The sequence below is a fragment of the Microvirga sp. BSC39 genome, from assembly GCF_000739015.1.
GTDB lineage: Bacteria > Pseudomonadota > Alphaproteobacteria > Rhizobiales > Beijerinckiaceae > Microvirga.
Genome location: NZ_JPUG01000044.1, coordinates 15105 through 34343, shown reverse-complemented (window position 1 = coordinate 34343; position 19239 = coordinate 15105). Strand labels below are relative to the sequence as shown.

Sequence of the window (19239 nt, the reverse complement as noted above, 5' to 3'; positions counted from 1 at the left end):
TGGTCAGTGCACGGTCTCGGTGCGATCCGCCATGCCCGGTGCCATGCTCAGGAGGTGGTAGAGGATGATGGCGCCGAAAGTCGCTGTGCCGATGCCGTCCAGGGTAAAGCCGGCCACGTTCAACTTGAAGTTGCCAGCGCCCAGAACCAACGCCACCGCCACCGTGATGAGATTGCGCGGATTCGAGAAGTCGACCCGGTTCTCCACCCAGATCCGACCCGCCGTCGCAGCGATGAGGCCGAAGACCACGATGGAGAGGCCGCCGAGCACAGGTCCGGGAATCGTGCCGATGAAGGCGCCGAACTTGGGCGAGAGACCGAGCAGCAGCGCGAAGGCAGCCGCGATGAGGAAGACTAGCGTCGAATAGATGCGCGTCACGGCCATCACGCCCATGTTCTCGGCATAGGTCGTCATGCCCGTGCCGCCGGCTGCACCGGACAGCATGGTGGCGACACCGTCGCCCATGAAGGCGCGGCCGAGATAGGGATCCAGGTTGCGGCCCGTCATGGCGCCGATCGCCTTGATGTGCCCGAGGTTCTCGGCCACCAGGATCACCGCCACCGGAGCGATCAGGCTGATGGCACGCATATCGAAGACGGGGCTCTGGAAGGACGGCAGGCCGAACCAGGCCGCTGCACCGATCTTGGCGAAGTCGATGGGCTGACCGAGGCCCAGGATATTTGCGCAGATGAAGTAGATGAGATAGCCGAGCGCCCCGCCGACCAGCACCGGCAGGCGACGCCACATCCCGGGCGCATAAACGGCCACGAGGCCGACCGCAACGACGGTGGCGAGTGCGATCCAACGGGCGAAGTCGCTGCCGTTCTGGTTATCGGGCGTGATGCCTGAGGCGCTGTTGATCGCAATCGGCGCAAGCACCAGGCCGATGGCCGCCACGATGGCGCCTGTCACCACCGGCGGCATCAGCCGCTCGATCCATCGGTGTCCAGCCAGCTGCACTACGAGGCCAATGAGGAAGTAGAGCGCACCGGCCGCGATGATGCCGCCGAGCGCCAGGGGGATGTTGGGATTGGGGCTTCCCACGCTCGCACCGGTGGCGACCAGGACAGGGCCGATGAACGCGAAGCTCGAGCCGAGATAGCTCGGCACCCGGCCGCCGACCACGAAGAAAAAGATCAGAGTCGCGATGCCGGAGAACAGGATCGAGACATTCGGATCGAAGCCCATCAGGATCGGCGCCAGCACGGTCGCGCCGAACATGGCCACCACATGCTGCAGGCCGACCACCACCATCTGGCCGGTCGGCAGCCGCTCGTCCGGCATGACAACCCCTTCGGTCTTCAGGCTCCAACGCGGCAGGAAACCATCGCTCATGACTACACCCCCAAGTACGGCGCCAATGTATGACACCATTGTCTGACACCTGGGGCTGCACCGTAGACTTAGCGCCTGTGGAATGGCTAGGTGGGATAAGGACTTATTAACCGGCACGAAAGCTCCCGTTCTGGACAAGTGCCGTTTCAGCCGTCACATCTCAGGCAGTTGATCTGGCGAGGAACAGCGATGCGCAAGAACCATGACGTGCCCGCAGGCACGGTGCACAGCCTCTGGATCGAGAGCGATTTCCTCAAGGACAACCTGCTCGGTGATCCCTCCCGGCGCCGGATCGACGTCTATATCCCGGCCGGCCATGATGGCCGGGACCTGCCCCTCCTCGTCGATCTCGTCGGCTACACGGCCGGCGGTCCCGCTCATACCAACTGGAAGAACTACGGCGAGAACGTACCCGAGCGCCTGGATCGGCTCATCGGCACCGACGTCATGCCACCCGTTGCCGTAGCCTTCCCCGACTGCTTCACGCGCCTTGGCGGCAACCAGTATGTCGACAGCATCGCCATGGGGCTTTGGGAGACTTTCCTGATCCGCGAGATGCTGCCCTTTGTCGAGGAGCGCTTCGGCTGCGGCAGAGACGGACGCCGGGGCGTGTTCGGTAAGAGTTCGGGCGGCTTTGGTGCCATGGTGCATGCGCTTCGCCATGGCGGCTCCGTCTGGTCGGCCGCGGCCTCCCATTCGGGGGATGTGGGTTTCGAATATCTCTATCACCTGGGCGAGTTCGCCGGAGCGCTCCGCCATCTGGTGGATCACGGCATGTCCATCGAGGCCTTCATGCACAAGTTCGAGGCGGGGCCCAAGGCTAAGGACAAGGATTGGCATACGCTGATGCTGCTCGCCCAAGCGGCGAGCTTCGATCCCGACCCGAGCCAGTTCTACGGCATCCGCCTGCCGGTGGATCTCGAGACCTGCGAGATCATCGGGGAGCGCTGGGCCAACTGGCTGCGTTGGGACCCGCTGCGGATGGTGGACGACTATCGGTCCCATGAGAACCTGCGTGGGCTCAAGGCCTTCTACATCGATTGCGGCGACATCGACCAATACAACATGGTCTACGGTTCACGGATCATGCGCCGGAAGCTCGAGGCCGCCGGCATTCCCCACATTTACGAGGAATTCCACGACGACCACTCCTCTGTCGACTATCGCATGGACATCAGCCTGCCGCTCCTGGCGAAGGCGCTTACTTAAGCACCACCGGGCTCGTCCTCGGTGGGCAGCTCGCAATGGTTGTGGATGTGAGCGGCCGCGAAGGCGGCATGGCCCATGCCCACCACGATCTGATCGAGACCCCGTACGATGTCGCCGACCGCATAGAGGCCTTTGACCGTGGTCTGGCAATGGCTGTCGACGATCAGGCTGCCTGAAGGGTCGTGCTCGGCGCCGAGGGAGATGGCGAGGTCAGAGCGGTACTTGAGGCCGAGCGCTGAATAGAGCACATCGAAGCGATGCTCCGTGCCGGCAACATTCACGGCGGAGATCCGGTCGCTTTCCATAGACAGGGACTCCACCGGAGCCTCGACCACCTTGATCCCATGCTCGTCGAGCTTGGCCTGCTGCTCCGGGTCGAGTTCGAGGCGCTGCCCCAAGGTTAGGAGCGTCACATCCCGGGAATAGGTGCGTGCGATGAAGACCGCCTCTCCGATCCCATGAGCCCCGTAGGCGATGACGGCGATCTTCTGGTCACGAGACTCGTAGCCGTCGCAAATCGGGCAATAGCGCACGAGTCCCTGCTGGATCGCGTTGGGAACATCGGGCAGATCAGGTTCGATATCGACCGCCCCCGTGGCCAGAACCACCCGGCGCGCGGCAATCTGGCTCGTGGAGCCGTCACTGCCCTCCACCACGGTGATGAAGCGGTCGGGCTGCTTGCGCAGACCCGTGACCATGCCGGGCAGAATGCAATCCCCATACTGCTCGAGATTGGCCCGGGCTCTGGCCAGGAGATCCTTGCCCGAGATCCCTTCCGCGAACATGGGGATGTTGTGGCTGGTCGGGATCCAGGCCGCCCGAGGTGACCCGCTGTCGATCACCCGAAACCGCCGCTTGAAGCGGGCCAGATACAACGCCGTCGTCAGTCCCGCCGGGCCTCCTCCAACGATCAGGCAGTCCAGAATTTCCCCATTGCCCGCCATTCCGCACGACCCTTTCCCCTGGCTTCACAGGAAGCACAACACCCGAACGGGGGAAAAGATCGGGAGGGGTCAGGCATTGCAGCATGTCGCATCTTAGAGCGCACACGACAGATGCATTTGGCTTCGTTCTGCCAAAACCGATCTACGACCTCCGGTGCAGCATAACGAGATCAGGTACTCAGAGGCTGGAAGGGAGGAGCCCCCAACGGCTCAAGGGAACCTTTCACTCTGATGTCAGTTAACGTAACATTAATTTAATGTTATATAGTTAATTAGTGGTATAGGAGGTGCTCGCATGAATGATGATCGAGATCGATCCACTCATCATTTATATCTACATGCTGACCTCTTGTTTCCGGGCTGATTCCATCGACTGTAACCTCTGTAAACTCGGCGTCCTCAATCTCCTCCTCCGCATGGTGCAGAGTTGAGTTCCGGTACCATTCGAGGTCTCGGATTGCTGCGTCGCGCAGAGCCTCGGCGCGGGTCCGCTGGCGGATAATTTGTTCCAGGGACACACCATGCTTCTGATAGGCAGCGAGAAGTGTCGTCCGTGCTGCGGCGCGGTCTGCCTCAGATGGCGTTGTCGGCCTGCTACGGCGCGGTGCTGTGCCCTGGCCTTGCGGTAGCCCGATGGGTTGGCGGGTAGACGTCGGCATGGCTGTAGCGGTTTGGCTCGCACCTTCCTGTTTGGGACCCGCCAACAGGCATGCCTCGATCATCCGGCAGCGTTGGATCTTCCAGATCTCATCGATGATGGTTTGAACCAATAAAGTCTCGATGGCATCACATGGCTTGGTATCGGCAGTGATCGCTTGGTGAAGCGCCCGATAGGCCCTGTGATCCTCGCCGCGGGCGAGCGTCAAGCCTGCTGCAGATGCCAAGGATCTCCGCCGAGGGTTGGTACGCAAACGGGTGCGGGTCATCGGGGAGGCTCTCGTGCTGTACCATCTGCCGTCAGTACAACGCGGCAGGTTCTATGAATAAGGCGCGGCTTCTCCCTGCTCTGCGGGCCCGAACGCGTCAGGCCGCGCGGTATTGCTCCAGTTCGTGGAGTACTGATCGGCGCCGGGCCTCCAAGATTGCGATCGTGCGCCCGATCCGATCAAGCTCGGCGCTGTGGTGGATAAAGGACTGAGCTATATCACTCGGACCGGCTGGATCACTCTGTGAGACCGAGCCCTGAGAATCCGTGGCAAGATACTCTTCCACGATCTTGGCGAATTGTGCCCTGATCTCTGGCGTGTTCGACCGATGGTCCAGCCCTCGCTCCTGAGCCCAGTTGTAAATTGCGAGGCCGGCATATGCCTCTGCCATGTGCCGCTGGATTGCGTCGTCGGTGCGGTCCGCATTACGAGCCTGCGCCTCAAGAAGTCCGGTCTAAACCTGCCTTAGTCTCTCGATCTCTAGGGTCTGATCGACGAGGTCCTTGGCCCAGAATGTCTCGATTGAATCCTGCGGCTGCAAGGTTGCGAGCATATCGGCCAGACGCCGCCTGTATGAGTGCTCGTCATCTCCAGCGTGCACGGCAAACCGCTCAAAGAGCTTGCGGGCAGCAGTTGGAAGTGAAGGAGGCAAGACGAGAGAGTTGCGTTTTGAGCTCATAGGCAACCTCGGTGACAGGGCTCAGGTGTCGTCAGACGGAGGAACGCGCAAGTTCAATCTTTGTTCTCACTTCGGACGACATCTCATGTGACCGGCAGATCAACCATGGATCCAATCATCCTCAAGGAGATCGCCGTGCTATGCTTCAACTGCTTCGAATTAAGTCTTGACCGAAGCAACAGTGCCGGCTTGTTCTACGGTTGCGCTACTTTGATGCAGCATGGAACGGCAAAGCCACAAGCAAAGTTGATGAAGGAGAAATGAAGTGTCCGGGGCATCCCGGTCCGTTGTAGGAGTCTGCCCATGCCCACCGTGATTGCTATCGAGGCCAAGCCCGTTGAATTCGAGGGGATCGATACCGGCTTCGTCCACCTTTATCTCGTCAAGACCGTAACCGACGACCAGGGTCGTGTGATCTCGGAGAAGGTGATCCGAGGCACAGCAGGATCGAACGGCGATCTCGAGACGCTTGTCGACGCCAATCTGGCCACCTCCCCCGACAGGAGAGGCTCGGACACGCTCGAGGAGAGGCATAGAGAAGTCCTCGATCTCGGCACCAGGGACGCCAATGATGTCTGGAAGATCATGGTGCAGCATGCCAACAACATCGAGAAGGCGGACCTGGACTACAGCATCGACATCTTTCGTGAAGCTCCCGGAGGGGACCTGAACAGCAACTCCGTTGTCGCATCGGTGCTCCATTCGGTGGGGCTGAACTTGACCACGAGCTTCCCGGATGGCGTGAGCCGCTCCGATGCCCCTCTCTATGGCCAGCTTCAGTTCATGGCCGTGGATGACGCGCTTTTTGGGACATCCAACAACGACCGGGTTATGGGAGGTGTTGGGAACGACCGGCTTTATGGTCGAGAGGGAAATGACGGCCTATATGGCGAGAACGGCAATGATCGTCTTTATGGCAGTTTTGGCGATGATGTTCTAAGTGGCGGGAATGGGAATGACCGCCTCTATGGCGAGTCTGGCGCAGACATTCTTCGAAGCGGTTTGGGTCAGGACGCCTTCGTTTACAATTCGATTCCAAACAGCCAAGCAGGGGTAGACACTATCGAAGACTTCTCCGTTGCCCATGACACGTTTTGGCTGAACAACAGGAAGTTCACGGGGCTCGGAGGCGATGGAACCTTGAAATCCTCGGCCTTCTGGACCGGAACGCAGGCACATGACGCAACCGACCGTGTCATCTACGATCGCGCCAACGGCGTCCTCTACTATGATCAGGACGGCACCGGCGCAACAGAGCAGGTTATGGTGGCGAAGCTCTCCACAGGACTGCGGATGAGCAACTTGGACATCTTAGTCATCTAGGTTCCGCCTATAATGATCCTGCGCAGTGCAGCCGAGATCACAGGATGTGAGATCTGAGGAGGTTGTTCATCCCGTCTGAGGGCCTGAAGGTTGTCGTTGCGACACGAACCCCTGACGGACCTGAGAGATGAACAACCCGCATCAGAATGCTCGCACGACCCGCTTGGGTCGAGCGGAAATGATCGGCCGCATCCTTGAGGACGGCCAGCCTGTCGGGGAGGTCACCAGAGGTTTTGGCATCAGCGCACGTACGGCTCGCAAGTGGCTGGCCCGCTTCAAGGCTGGGGTCCAAGTAGGCCGGATGACCATTCGTCCCGCCCAAAGACCGTTGCCAATCGTGCGGGCGAGTACTGGGTCGGCGTGATGGCAATGCAGCGCGGGGGTGCTGGCTTGCCGCCGAGGAGATTGCCGGCAAGCTGATGCTGGCCCGCTCCACCATGGCGGCCCAGCTCACCCGGTGCGGCTTGGGGCCGCCTGGCGGCCTTGGAGCCGAAGGAGCCGCCCCGACGCTATCAGCGTCAGCATTCTGGCGAGTTGATCTATCTGGAGATGAAGAAGCTGGCTCGCTTTGAGCGTGTGAGCCACCGCATCCTCGGTGATCGGCGCCATGCGAGCACCGGTGTGAAGGCTACAATTGTTTCCCTGTGGCGATTAATGACGCCACCCGGCTGGCCTACGTCGAGGTGCTGCCGGATGAGACCCGCCGCTCCACCACGGCCTCCCTAGTGCGGGCGCTGCACTGGTTCAGTGCACGAGGCTCCGTGTCGAGCGGGGGATGACCGACAACAGGCCTGGTTACGTCGCGCGGCTGTTCGGCAAAGCCCCGCGGCTGCTCATAATCCGGCATATCCGCCCCCGTCCTTCCACGCCCAAGACCAATGGCAAGGCTGAGTGCTGCATCCAGACGCGCCTGCGGGAATGGGCCTATGTAATCCCATTCTCCTCGTCGGATGCTTGGGCCGCTTACCTGCTGCGGTGGCTGACTTGGTATAATCAGCACCGCCCGCATGGAAGTCCTGGCCGACGAACACCGGCTCAGGCCCTTGCCGGAACAACCGAATCAGAACTCACAGCTAGGAGCCCGTCCGTTTAAGATATCAACTGAGCTTGCGGATTTGACTTCGGTGCAACGGGATGCAAGTAAATATCATAAGCTTTGATAGCGTCGATATAGTAAGAGACACAAGCATGTTCATAAACTATCAAAATGTAGGCAATCGGGTTGTATTTAGTCTGCGTCCGACGGCGGACGAACAGCTTAATAAAGACCGAATAACTTTAGGAACGCACAAAGCTACTATTGATTTGCCCTACGACGTCGGCCGGGTTCACCCAGACATCATGGGCCTGTGCGCTTTCCTAATTGCTGGGCCGTTTGCAACGGAGACCCTGACCTTCCAAGACGGCATCAGCCCACAACTTGCGGATGCATTCGGAGCGGTCAAACCAAACTGCAAGATCGGTCCTGTCGATCATCATCTCGCCCCGCGTGCTCGACCGAAAAATGGAAAACCTGGACTGTGTTTCAGCGGGGGGGCGGACTCAACCGCTGCGTTAGAGCTCCTGCCTGCTCAAACTGAATTGTTCTTCCACAAAAGAATTGCCCCGCTGAACCCGATCAACACCTCTTATTGGGCGGCATTTCAGAGGGCTGCGCGTGCAGCAAAAAGGATAGCTCTCAACAGAAAGTCCTACCATAAGAGCTCGGCGGCGGGGGAGCGCTTCTGCGAGGCGTTGCAAGAAGCCGGACACACGGCATTCGTTGTCGGCTCTGATCTGGAATACGTCCGGAATCCTGTCGGATTCCCCCATAACATATCATGTTCGGTGCCCCTCCTCCTCATGGCAGAATCACGCAACTTGGATGCGATCGCCTGGGGAACGATTGGAGAGGCTGCATATCAATTCGGCAGTGCCGGCAAATACGTGGACTTCGCCACCCGCAACGCGTTCAAGCATTACAACGCATTACTTTCGACTGTAGGTCTGCCGTTCCTGAACCCGGTTGTTGGATTGAGCGAAGTCGCGACCAGTAGAATCGCCTTGTCATCCGCTTACAAACACTACATTCAGTCCTGCCAAAGTGGAACCGTCAAGCCTTGCGGGCGCTGCATAAAATGCTTCCGGAAAAGTCTTTTAGATGCCACCGTTACAGGACAGTGGCCGAGCGACCGTCAGTTTGATCGCTTCTTCTCAGATTCTGACATTGCCAGAAACTTGAAGGAAATTCCTATCAAACTGGAAAATGTCTATGCGTTCACGGCCTCGCGGTATGAAGGGAAGCACCCGATCATGCTTGCATTAAAGCAACGGGTCCGGGGCGGCCAGGTCCCCGTCAATTGGATGACCAAGTATATCCCTTCTTACATTGAGCAAGCTCCGCCCGAATATCGCTTGGGCCTGAAAGAGAAGCTATCCCGCTTCCTGGATCCAATGTCTGATGAGGATCTCCGAAATCTACAGAACTGGAATGTCACAAATATCGGCAGCGATCCGCAAATTGTTAGATATGCAAAGGAATTGAAGTCGCTCATCGAGAGCCGAGAATGATTCGAGCCACGGAATGCCTTCAGGCCAAAAGCGGATTAGAGAAGCATCTCTAGGGCGGTCTGGGTCCAGTGATTTATGACTGGCTACCTCTGCGGTAGTGATGTTTGACCCGAACGCAGAAGGTGATCATGCTAGACTGTCAGGCTCAGTGCTTCATCCTGGACATTCAAATCGCGTTGCCAGGGAAGCTTGGCCGCGGCCGAACAGACGGCGTGGAGCCTCAATCTGCGGCAGTATCATTTTGGCCTTTGTGAGCCCGAGGCCACCAAGACCGGCATGGCACAAACGCGTGATGTGAGCCACCCAACTGCGCAATCGTGGCATTGGTGTTTTGACCAGCACGGCCTGGAGGAATTGCTGGATCGGCCTTGGGCCTAGCATGCCCCGCCGCATCAACGATGCGGATGTGCGCTGGGCCATCACTCACACGCTTGAGGCTGATCCGATCGGAGTGGCTACACATTAGAGCACATGTTCCTGGGCCAGGACATGTGGCATGAGCCAGACGATGGCAATCCAAACCCGACTTGCTTCTGTGTGCAGCCGGATTGCTGGGGCGTACAAGCGCTCCCACTCACGCTTGGTCGCCATAGTTCGTGAGGCGGGCGGTTGTGCTACGACGCTCTTCTCAAACCACTCTCTCGACGCTAGTAAGCTCATTACATAGCCAACAGCGGCAGGCCCGGAATGGATACAACGATGCTTTTCTCGCAAGGAGGCGTTCGACAGCCACTCCTAAGTGTGGTGATCGGCATCCGGAACTGGGGCCTCGACAGGCTTGAAATTGCCATTCGATCCCACCTTCAGTCCAGTATTCACGACATTGAAATTGTGATCTCTGATTATGGCTCGGATAATAAGCAAGAAATCCAGGCTGTTGCCCACAAGTATAAATGCAAGTATATCTACACTGAGGCGAAAATCTGGAGTCGTTCGGCCGCTCTCAACTTGGGCATAAGGGAAGCCTCGAGCGAGAACATCCTGACCACAGATGCTGACATTATCTTCTCACCACGCGCGCATGAGATCCTTCTGACGCATCTGGCCATTATGCCGAATTCTGTTCAGATAATTCAATGCAGGGACCTTCCCGAAGGTTTTGGAGCTGACAATCTCGCTCACCTTGACTGGGAGCAACTCTTTCAAGTTTCGTCTATTCGCCCCCGCTGGGGAATGGGGGGCTCGGCGACTTTCACGAGAGCTCTGTTCTCAAGACTGCATGGATTTGAGGAACGGATGACGGTGTGGGGGGGTGAGGACACCGACTTCGTTCAGCGAGCTCGCCGGTCCGGCTCTTTGTTCAATTGGGTGGAGGATCCTGAGGCACGGATCTATCATATCTGGCACCCCCCCGACTCGAGGGGCACCTCCCCGGCGGGGACCAAAATCGTTCAGCAGAACAGGCAAATTCTACAAGAAGACCGCACAATCGTGCGCAATCTGGGCCAATCGTACCGCGGGGCATCCTCTTTTGTGCCAACGGTTTCGATTGTCATCACGACCAAGGACCGTCCGACCCTACTGCGAGAGTCCGTAGCGAGTTGCCTCAGCCAGACCTTCCAAGACTTTGAGCTTATCGTCGTAGATGATGGATCGAGCGATTATCTCAAACCAGCGCTGGACGAGTTTGCGGATGATCGGATTCGATTGTTGCATCTCGAACGCAGCAGAGGGATCAGCTTTGCAAGAAACGCCGCCAATCGAATTGCGCGTGGTGAGTTTATTGCGCTCCATGACGACAGCGACCTGATGCTCCCGCACCGTTTGGAACACCAACTTGGCGCAGTTATCGATGACTGTGCAGGTTCCTACGGTGGCTGGATCGACTTCGATGATGAAACCGGCGCGTTGACGCCGCAACCGGGCCGGACAACGTTCGACCGGCCCTCATTAATGTTCACGAGAACTCTCGTGCCTGGCAGTGTCCTTATTCGGCGTCAGGTGCTCGGGTTCTATCGGTACAATGAGAGCTTCCTCGCCAACCCGGACTATCACTTGTTCAACAGGATTGCACGAGGCGGCGTACGTCTATGCCATTGTGGTCACTATGTCATTCTTCGTCGCTCGCACTCCCATCATCTCACCGGCACAGACAGTGTGACACCGGGTTTAACCGTCGCAGTCAGCAAGGCGATGGACAGAGGATCCATATCGGTGGAGCTTGAGCAGCAATACAAGACTGCCGCAAAAGCCACTCAGGAAGCAACGATCCCCTTCACCGAACTTGTAGATGCTGCGCAGCATCTGCCACCAAGATTGACGGCAAAGAGAGCAAGAATTGAGCTTGATGCACCATTAACTGCACGGAGTGGTCAGTTCCAAGCTCTTGGGACGATACTGTCAGCCAGTCACTGTCTTCACCTCGAGTTCGCGACGGGGCCGGCGAAAGGGATCAAAGCCGTTACCATACCTGAGGAGCCTAGTCGAAACATTGACGATATCGTTTCTCGCCTATCCACGCTTGGGATGATCAAACAGATTAGCCAATTGACGCTCCCATTGGCCTATCCCGATGTTCCGACTCTTGAGGCGGATGTCACAAGGGCGGGTTCCAGAGAGGAAAGTCATTTTGCTGTCAACGGAGAGATAGAACACCTGCTCGGTGTTCTGGAAAAGCATTGCAGCCATTGTGGCCTGATTGCCAACGGAGATTTTGGATTCACGCTAGCGCTTCCTCCGCTCCAGCCCTCTGTGAGAGCCCTCGTGCATGCAAAACTGCGACGTTTTCTGACAGCCAGCCATGGTCAAGGAGGAGCTTGACTTGCAGATCGAGACCGTGTTCGACCCTTCGAAGCAGATCACGACCATCCGGTGCGTACCAGACAATTACGATGCCTTTCCTCCCGCCAGCATTGCGTGGCTGGACGGCCGCATCATTGAGCACAACAAGGATCGCGCCGCGGCCGCTCAGGCCCTGCTTCTGTTGCCCTATGTATCGGGTCGACTGTCGCCGATCCAAGGCTGTGGCGTAGAAATTGCCGGTTCGCTGCGCGACCTGTTCTTGCCAAGAAAGATCATTCTCGATCACGTGGAGCTCAAGCCGGCGCGCATTCCATCGGGGACACGAACCGTCCATTTATGTGATGGTTCATACCGCTCCGCGGCACTGCTGCGGGCGCGCCGGCACGATGTGATGTTGCGGCTGAGCGAGAGCGCCTACACGACTGCAATCAGCCCTCGTCAAGCTGTTATCTCTTCAAATTTCGGACTGTTTGCTCGCCGGGATGGCCAGCTGCACGCGATTCTCCCGCTCATCGCAGCGGCACTTTTGTATGCCGAAGACCTGAGCCTTGCGCGTTTTCTTGTGCCTGTTCAGGATTTGACAGCGGAGGAAAGGCAGCTATTTGCCCGGGTGACGGCCCTTCTGGCTGCCGTGAATGTCGCTGTCGAAGCTCCCTTCCTTCAGGTTGAGTTACCAGCCTTGTCCAAATTCCTGCCCGAGCCTGCAGCCCTTGAGATGTTTTTCTTCGAAAGGCATGAGCATACGAGTGCTCCAGAGGATCTACCTGATTTTTGGATCGCGATTCTTCTGCGGGCGCGAGCGAACGGAGATACGAAGACGATGGTTGCCGCCTCTGAGCGGCTTCAAGTCCTCGGTCAGGCCGGCCACCAATTCTCCCAACGGGAGCACTGCTTCATACAAGCGCATCTTCGCGAGGCCGGTGTCGCGAAAGTCTGCTTATGCGATAAAAATCTAGCCGAAGACAGCAACCAATGATTTTGAGAAAGCTCAAGGACCTTACGCCACTCACGCTCCGCATTTTTCTGAAGCAGCGGCTTCCCCAGGGCTTTGTAGGAGCAGTGGCGACAACACCGTTGCCCGCTCCAACGGGCGTTGGTGCTGGTCATAAGTCTGGCACGGCTCAGCGCAAGCGACGCCCAATCAAGCCGGAATGCCCGATTTGCGGTACCCCCCTCACCTCCTCAACCGATCATGAGGCAAAGATCAGTTGCATAGGATGCAGTTCCTCTCCGCAGCAGCGTCTACACGCTCTCGCTGTATATGGCCATGCACAAGTGCCCGACCGGCGCCTTCTGGTCCTTGGCTCCGATAGCATCCTGAGACCTATCTGCGACGGAATGGCCAACGTCTCCTTTGCGCGCGACTTAGCCCAAGTCCCACCAGAATTGAATGGGACTGTTGATCTCTGCCTGCATTCAGATTGGCTTAGCGACAGTGGGCTTGCTCCACAGAAGGCCCTGATGAGAGTTGATGCGCTCTTGTCCTCCCACGGGGAGCAGATCTTCACCGTTTCTGGGCTGAAGCTGAAGTGGCATGTACTCAAGCGGCCACTCCGCACCCATGCTTTCATCGAATGGCTTCGCCAGCGAGGATGGGGCAAGGCCGCATCGTTCAAACCGGAAAGCGCCTTTGGCGAGGACGCCGGCGCAACCTTTGTCTGCCAAGACACAGGGTATGTCACCGACAGCGTGATCGTCCTCCCCAAGGCTTCAGCGAAGGCCGACAGAACAACTTGATAGCAGGCAAGTTCCCTTCAATTGCCCCAGGCGCCCTGTATCAAACTGATGCGAGCAATCCCCTCACTGTTGCCAAATGCGTCAATCTCCAGGCTATGCTGTGAAAGTGTTGGGAGCCGTAGCTGCTGGGCACAACTGACGAGCGTATTAATATCGTCCCGATCAATGCCGGGCCAAAGACTTTCTCAACGGTTACGATTCGACTTCCCAAGCAGGTTGCTCGGGATTATGCAGGCATGCTGACACTTGGGAGCTAAGGTGCGAAGCAGCTTTAAAGCATCTGTCCTGGTGACAATTGTACAATGCCTTGCAAGCTTACGGTCAAGTAACTACTAACATCTGAGCGGCCTCGGAGGGGACGCAGTGAACATTACAAAGTCATTAATTTTCAAGGCGATTGAGTATTGCCCAGCTTTCATCCGGAAGGGCGCAAAGCGGATCCTGCCCAAAGCGGCTACCCGCCGCCTGATCGCCACAATTGCTCAAGATGCGGTACTGTCCCGACGGCGATTGTCTGGCGTATTGGCCAATCCCCGCTCGGTATTCCCTGCACTCGAAGGGAGCCTCTGGAGTTCATTTGGGCACTGCTCCGAGGCCGAACTCCGTCGGATTTGGCAGGACCCGTTTGCAGATAGGCTTGCCCGAGCCTATGCGTTGTGGGCGCTCGCGCGCCGGAGCATGGCCGCTCAAGACCACGCGCAAGCGCTCGCCTGTTTTTACGCCCTCAGGCGGGCTGCTCCCAATATGACTTCACTCGTGCCGTTCCAGTTGCTCGAGATCAATGCTCTGCTATCCAATGGCCAAGCGTTTGATGCCTACTTGGCGGCGCAGGAGGCGCTTGGCGCACAGAACAATGATCATCCGGAGTTGCTGCTTGCAGCAGCCAATACTATCGACGCAAAAGATCCTAACGATGACGCCGCGCGTCTTGCATGGGTGAATCGCGTCTTGGGTTGCGGAGCACTGGCTCCCTTATCTCTTCGAAGCCAAGCTCAGAAGATGGCAATCGACAATCTTTGTGTGCCTGGAGCGGTGCCGGAGGACGACTGCTCAGCGGCCAAGGTCAGCATCATAGTTCCGGCCTTCAACGCGGCTAGTACGCTTAGGACCGCTCTTGAAGGCATATTGTGTCAGACTTGGCGAAATCTGGAGGTCATTGTTGTGGACGATGCAAGTACAGACAAGACAGCTGACGTTATTCGGGATTTCGCCGAGCAAGACAGCCGAGTCAAGGTAATCGCGCACCAAACCAACAGTGGCGCCTACGCTGCCCGAAATACTGGTCTCGCGCAGGCCACCGGCGACTTTGTGACAGTTCATGATGCCGATGATTGGTCACACCCGCAGAAGATCGCACTTCAAGTCAAGGATGCGCTCGAGAATGGTTCGAAGTTCAATGTGACGAGCGGCGTGAGGGTCTCGCAGGGCCTGAACTTTTTCACGCAGCCCCAAGATGGCCGGATCGTGGTCGTCAACATGTCATCGATCCTGTACCGGCGGAAAGATCTCGTTCAGTTAGGCGGCTGGGACAAGGTCCGTTTTGGCGGTGATGCGGAACTCTATGTGCGGGCCCAGAAATACTACAGCACTCCCTGCAAACGCATTGCTAGTGACATTCCCCTGACCCTCATCCTCACAAGCCCCGGGTCGCTGACCCAACACTCCGTCACAGGGAAGCAGAGCTTCCATTATGGTGCGCGCCGCGAATACCGTGAAGCGTTTGAATATTGGCACTCCCTGTCGGACAATCTCCAACTTCCTGAGCAGGGTCGGGCTTTTCCTGTCCCTCACATTGTGCGCACGCGGGATCCTGGCGCTCTACGATACGACATCCTGTTTGTGTCTGATCTTACCCTCCCCGGGGGAACGACATCGAGCAATATGAACATGTGGCAGGCTGCGGCCGAGGGTGGCTTGAAGCAGGCTGTTTGGCATTGGCCCCGCAGTGAGAATGTGAGTCATCCCACACAGCCCCGCCTGAGGAAGCTCATCCACGAAGGGTTGATAGACGTGGTTGTTCCCGGCGAGCGCATTGCATGCGATCTGGTCATCGTGAATCATCCCAACCTGTTGATGACGCAGCCGGCGGCGCTCCCCCAAATTGAGTGCGGTGCCTGTGTTGTCATTTTTAATCAGTCGCCGATGACCCGACGGATCGGAGGTCGCAGCGCTTACGATCCTCATCAAGCACTCCAGAATGCCGAGCGTGTTTTTGGCGTAAAACCCCAAGCCGCTCCCTTGTCACCTTTGCTCAGGCGGATCCTGGAAGATACTGATGCCGATATAGACCTGACACCGACTAACTGGACGCCATTGATCAATTATACGCAGTGGAGGCGCCATCAGCCCCCGGACCGCACGCCCCATCGCCTCCCTGTTATCGGTCGTCACGGGCGAGACCACCATGACAAATGGCCAGATGATGTTGAGAGCCTCATGGCCGCCTACTGCGTCGATGCTCCTGTCGAGGTGCGGATCCTTGGTGGAGCCGCTCACGCGATCGCGCAGCTGGGCCGCAAACCTGACAATTGGAACGTCCTGCCCTTCAACAGCGTCGATGTTGCGTCCTTCCTGGCCGACCTCGATTTCTTTGTCTATTTTCCTCATCCGGACCTGATTGAAGCGTTTGGCAGGGCTCCCATGGAGGCCATGGCGACCGGTGTCCCAGTCATTCTTCCGCATCATTTTCGGGACACGTTTGGTGATGCGGCTGTATACGCCGAGCCAAGTGATGTTCCTGGAATTATCCAGCGTTTGTGGAACGATCATGCCGAATACCGGGCTCAGGTGGACCGGGGCCTTTCTTACGTTGAGCGTACCTGTAGCCATGAAAGCTTCTTAGGACGCGTGAGCCCATACCTAACACATGATAACGCCAGTGTGGCGGGCTCGGATCCGGCCCTCGTTGCAACGACGAGGTGATCATCGTTCCGCCTCTCGAACAACTTGTTTGAGGGGTGCTCTGACGGTGCTTGCCGGTCCGGCTGCCTCGCTCTCCAACTCGGCCCAAGCGGCAACTCAAATTTTTAATGTGTCATACGCGCCTGTCGGGCAAGCGACGTGTCGTCGCCTCGTATGACGGGGCTCATACGACCCAAGCCTCCGATAACAGCAGGGCTTCGCCTTTCGCTCCGCGGCCTTAAGCAAATTCAGAGAAAACTCATCACGAACATCGATCTTGCGGCCATCCACAACTGTGCCAATTGAACGCCCTCCTTTGAACCAGATGAAGCTCTTCCGCTCGTGAGGTGCGACCCCGGTCAGGGGAGAAGGCTATCAGGTATCGGAAAAGGACGTTCCGCAAGTGGAAACGACATATACAGATGATCTGCCGTCTCATGCCAGACACTGAACGACCGACGGTAGCTGCTGCGCGCAGGGCTGTAAGAATTCACATCACTGTCAATTCGAAAGACTCCTCCACCCGAAAGGGTCGTCTCGGACCAGTTCACGAACGAAAGAAGTTTGTTGAGTTGTCGGATGCTACGGCGTCCATAGTACCGCTCCATCCGTAGATGGAACTCTCCATCACCAGCGGCTCGAACAGAATCGTACCAGCCGATGGTCTCGACTACGGGTCTCCGGCGGAACATTAGTGAGGATGCGTCTGGTCGGATATAGCCATTGAGCGCTCTAAAGCCGCGCTCGCGCGAGCACCGAATATGCTCGACCCATGTCGCAATGATTGATGGGTCGCGCTGCAACTCGGCGATCGCTGTGGCGATCTTCTGTGGATGCGCCCAATCATCTGCATCCTGGTTCGTAACAAACTCTCCTGTCGCAGCCGCAAGAGCTGAGTTTCTTGCGACGAATGGACCGGAGTTTTGACTGAGTGGAATAAAACGAATGCGCGGATCAACGGCACAGGCGCGAGCAATCACTTGGACCGTCTCGTCCTGACTGGCGTCATCAACGACAATGATCTCCAGATCATGATAGGTTTGGCTGCGCAGCGATTCTAAAGCATAGGCAATCGTTCCAGCACTGTTGTAAGCCGGCATTAAGACTGACACCAGAGGGCCGCGTACAGGTGAGCGGACTGGCGTCGACGTTCTTAAGTTGTCGCAAATTAAAGGTACGCTCGAGTCCTTAAGAGCAATGGGATCGAGCTTCTGCTTGGCGAGCACGTCGTTTACAATCGCTGCCTGCAGATCAAAGCGACCTTCCCAAAATTGGACCTGCGCGTCGAAGATGGCAAGCTTCGTCGCATTCCTTGCACCTCGGGTCTCACGCCTCAACGCTCGCGCAAGCTCGAGCGCTTCCGTGAGCTGGCCTCTCTCTCGAAGGTCATGCGCACATTTCAAGGTCGTATCGAATTGATCGACGGCAAGCTGGGATGAGTACGCGATGATGCGCCTGACCACAGCTTGGTGAAGATTAGGATCCAATTTCTCAACGAAGGGGCGAACTCGGCTTAGGAACTCGGCTCCGGACGGATGGCTTGGCTCCTTCAGGACGTCCTCGATGATCCCGCCCACAGTGGCGAATTGCCCTAGGTTCGCAGCGGCCGCGAGATAGAAATAGCGGCAGAGATAGTCGTCCTTTAGATCTGCCGGCATCGTATTGTATGCCGAGACGACATCCTCAAACCGGTGAACCGTAGAGTAGCAGGTGAGCAGAACCTTCCACGCACGCCTCGTCTTAGTCTCGATCCCCTCAAGAACTGCCGCTGCCGCGTTGCAGTTGCCAAGTTCGACGAGCTTTCTGGACCGTTCCAGCGCGATGCGCTGCCGGTCAAAGCCGAGCGTCCTTACCCGCGCAACAGCCTTTTGAACAAAACCAATGGTCCTCAAATGAGAGCGCGCTCGGTGTAAAAGGTGTCTCATCAGCACGACGCGACCTACTGTCATGGGACCAATCTGGTTGTCAGCCTCCACTCGACGTCGAGGCGAGTCCATCAGAACCGCGTGCGATCCGCAGGAGATATTGTCCATAAGAACTCCTGGCGAGCTTGGTGCCAAGCGCGACCAACTGATCACGATCAATCCAACCGGTGTTGAAGGCTATCTCCTCTGGGCAGGCGATCCGAAAACCTTGCCGCTTCTCCAAAGCACGTACGAACTCTGCCGCCTCTACTAGGCTATCCGGCGTCCCAGTATCCAGCCATGCATAGCCGCGCCCCATGAGTTCAACTTGGAGTTCTCCGCGCTCAAGATAGGCGCGATTCACGTCGGTGATCTCAAGTTCTCCGCGGGCGGATGGCCTCAGACCTGCGGCGATGTCGACTACTTGGTGATCATAAAAGTATAGTCCAGTTACAGCCCAGTTAGAGCGGGGTACCTTCGGCTTCTCTTCGATCGAAACCGCTTTGCCATCGCTGTCGAACTCAACAACACCATACCGCTCGGGATCGGTGACATGGTATGCGAAGACGGACGCGCCGGAAGTTCGGTGTGCTGCGTAACGCAGAAGATCAGTCAATCCGTGGCCGTAATAGACATTGTCTCCGAGGATCAGCACGGACGGCCCGCCTGCGACGAAGTCAGCACCGATAACATAGGCTTGAGCAAGCCCTTCGGGTTTCGGTTGCTCCGCATAGGACAAGCGAATGCCCCATTGCTCCCCGGTACCCAAAAGCTGCTGAAACCGCGGCAGGTCATCCGGCGTGGAAATGATGAGAATATCGCGCACTCCCGCCAGCATGAGGGTGGTCAGCGGATAGTAGATCATTGGCTTGTCGTAGATCGGCAGCAGCTGCTTTGACGTAACGTACGTCATAGGATGCAGGCGCGTTCCGCTACCCCCAGCCAAGATGATGCCCTTCATCGCTATACTCCTTGATATCTCTAACGTC

General features: G+C 57.5%; 13 protein-coding genes and 1 pseudogene. 9 read left to right on the top strand and 5 right to left on the bottom strand.

The genetic code is table 11. The features are described from left to right. Positions 1–3: 3 nt before the first annotated feature. Entirely contained in the window at positions 4–1335 is a 1332-nt protein-coding gene (locus tag MA07_RS05400; protein ID WP_036347873.1) for a solute carrier family 23 protein, read from the bottom strand. Positions 1336–1524: 189 nt separating this feature from the next. On the opposite strand from MA07_RS05400, the gene MA07_RS05395 reads away from it, so the two are divergent. Then, positions 1525–2544, top strand: a complete 1020-nt coding sequence (locus MA07_RS05395; RefSeq protein ID WP_036347871.1) for an alpha/beta hydrolase-fold protein — start codon at positions 1525–1527, stop codon at positions 2542–2544. On the opposite strand, the gene MA07_RS05390 is transcribed toward MA07_RS05395, so the two are convergent. Then, entirely contained in the window at positions 2541–3488 is a 948-nt protein-coding gene (locus tag MA07_RS05390; protein WP_036347869.1) for an NAD(P)/FAD-dependent oxidoreductase, read from the bottom strand. The genes MA07_RS05395 and MA07_RS05390 overlap by 4 nt on opposite strands. 272 nt (positions 3489–3760) lie before the next feature. After that, positions 3761–4414 (bottom strand): hypothetical protein, encoded by a 654-nt coding sequence (locus tag MA07_RS05385; RefSeq protein WP_152568743.1) that lies wholly within the window; start codon positions 4412–4414, stop codon positions 3761–3763. 982 nt (positions 4415–5396) lie between these two features. Between MA07_RS05385 and MA07_RS27565 the strand changes: the two genes are divergently transcribed. The 8 genes and pseudogenes from MA07_RS27565 to MA07_RS05345 all read left to right on the top strand — a co-directional run bounded on the left by MA07_RS27565 (position 5397) and on the right by MA07_RS05345 (position 16367). Next, the gene (locus tag MA07_RS27565) at positions 5397–6416 is read left to right on the top strand and encodes a calcium-binding protein (RefSeq protein WP_052002868.1); all 1020 of its coding nucleotides are present in this window, start codon (positions 5397–5399) and stop codon (positions 6414–6416) included. Between the two features lie 644 nt (positions 6417–7060). Further along, positions 7061–7195 (top strand): hypothetical protein, encoded by a 135-nt coding sequence (locus tag MA07_RS31155; protein WP_280114228.1) that lies wholly within the window; start codon positions 7061–7063, stop codon positions 7193–7195. Between the two features lie 53 nt (positions 7196–7248). Next, a pseudogene (locus MA07_RS28665) lies at positions 7249–7509 on the top strand (integrase core domain-containing protein); the annotation flags it as partial. A gap of 95 nt (positions 7510–7604) precedes the next feature. Further along, the gene (locus MA07_RS05365) at positions 7605–8966 is read left to right on the top strand and encodes a DUF6395 domain-containing protein (RefSeq protein WP_036347862.1); all 1362 of its coding nucleotides are present in this window, start codon (positions 7605–7607) and stop codon (positions 8964–8966) included. 699 nt (positions 8967–9665) lie between these two features. Further along, the gene (locus tag MA07_RS05360; RefSeq protein WP_036347860.1) at positions 9666–11726 is read left to right on the top strand and encodes a glycosyltransferase; all 2061 of its coding nucleotides are present in this window, start codon (positions 9666–9668) and stop codon (positions 11724–11726) included. A gap of 1 nt (position 11727) precedes the next feature. Then, complete coding sequence (locus MA07_RS05355) at positions 11728–12684, top strand: hypothetical protein (protein ID WP_152568742.1); 957 nt, start codon at positions 11728–11730, stop codon at positions 12682–12684. A 362-nt stretch (positions 12685–13046) separates the two neighbouring features. Further along, positions 13047–13445, top strand: a complete 399-nt coding sequence (locus tag MA07_RS05350) for a hypothetical protein (RefSeq protein WP_036347856.1) — start codon at positions 13047–13049, stop codon at positions 13443–13445. Between the two features lie 363 nt (positions 13446–13808). Further along, entirely contained in the window at positions 13809–16367 is a 2559-nt protein-coding gene (locus tag MA07_RS05345) for a glycosyltransferase (protein ID WP_036347854.1), read from the top strand. 338 nt (positions 16368–16705) lie between these two features. Here the strand turns inward: MA07_RS05345 and MA07_RS27560 are convergent, their stop codons facing one another. Together MA07_RS27560 and rfbA are read right to left on the bottom strand one after the other, a co-directional pair. Continuing rightward, positions 16706–18379 (bottom strand): glycosyltransferase family A protein, encoded by a 1674-nt coding sequence (locus MA07_RS27560; RefSeq protein WP_081928798.1) that lies wholly within the window; start codon positions 18377–18379, stop codon positions 16706–16708. Then, the gene (gene rfbA, locus MA07_RS05335) at positions 18312–19211 is read right to left on the bottom strand and encodes a glucose-1-phosphate thymidylyltransferase RfbA (protein WP_036347852.1); all 900 of its coding nucleotides are present in this window, start codon (positions 19209–19211) and stop codon (positions 18312–18314) included. Before rfbA ends, MA07_RS27560 begins: the two co-directional genes overlap by 68 nt. Positions 19212–19239: the final 28 nt, after the last annotated feature.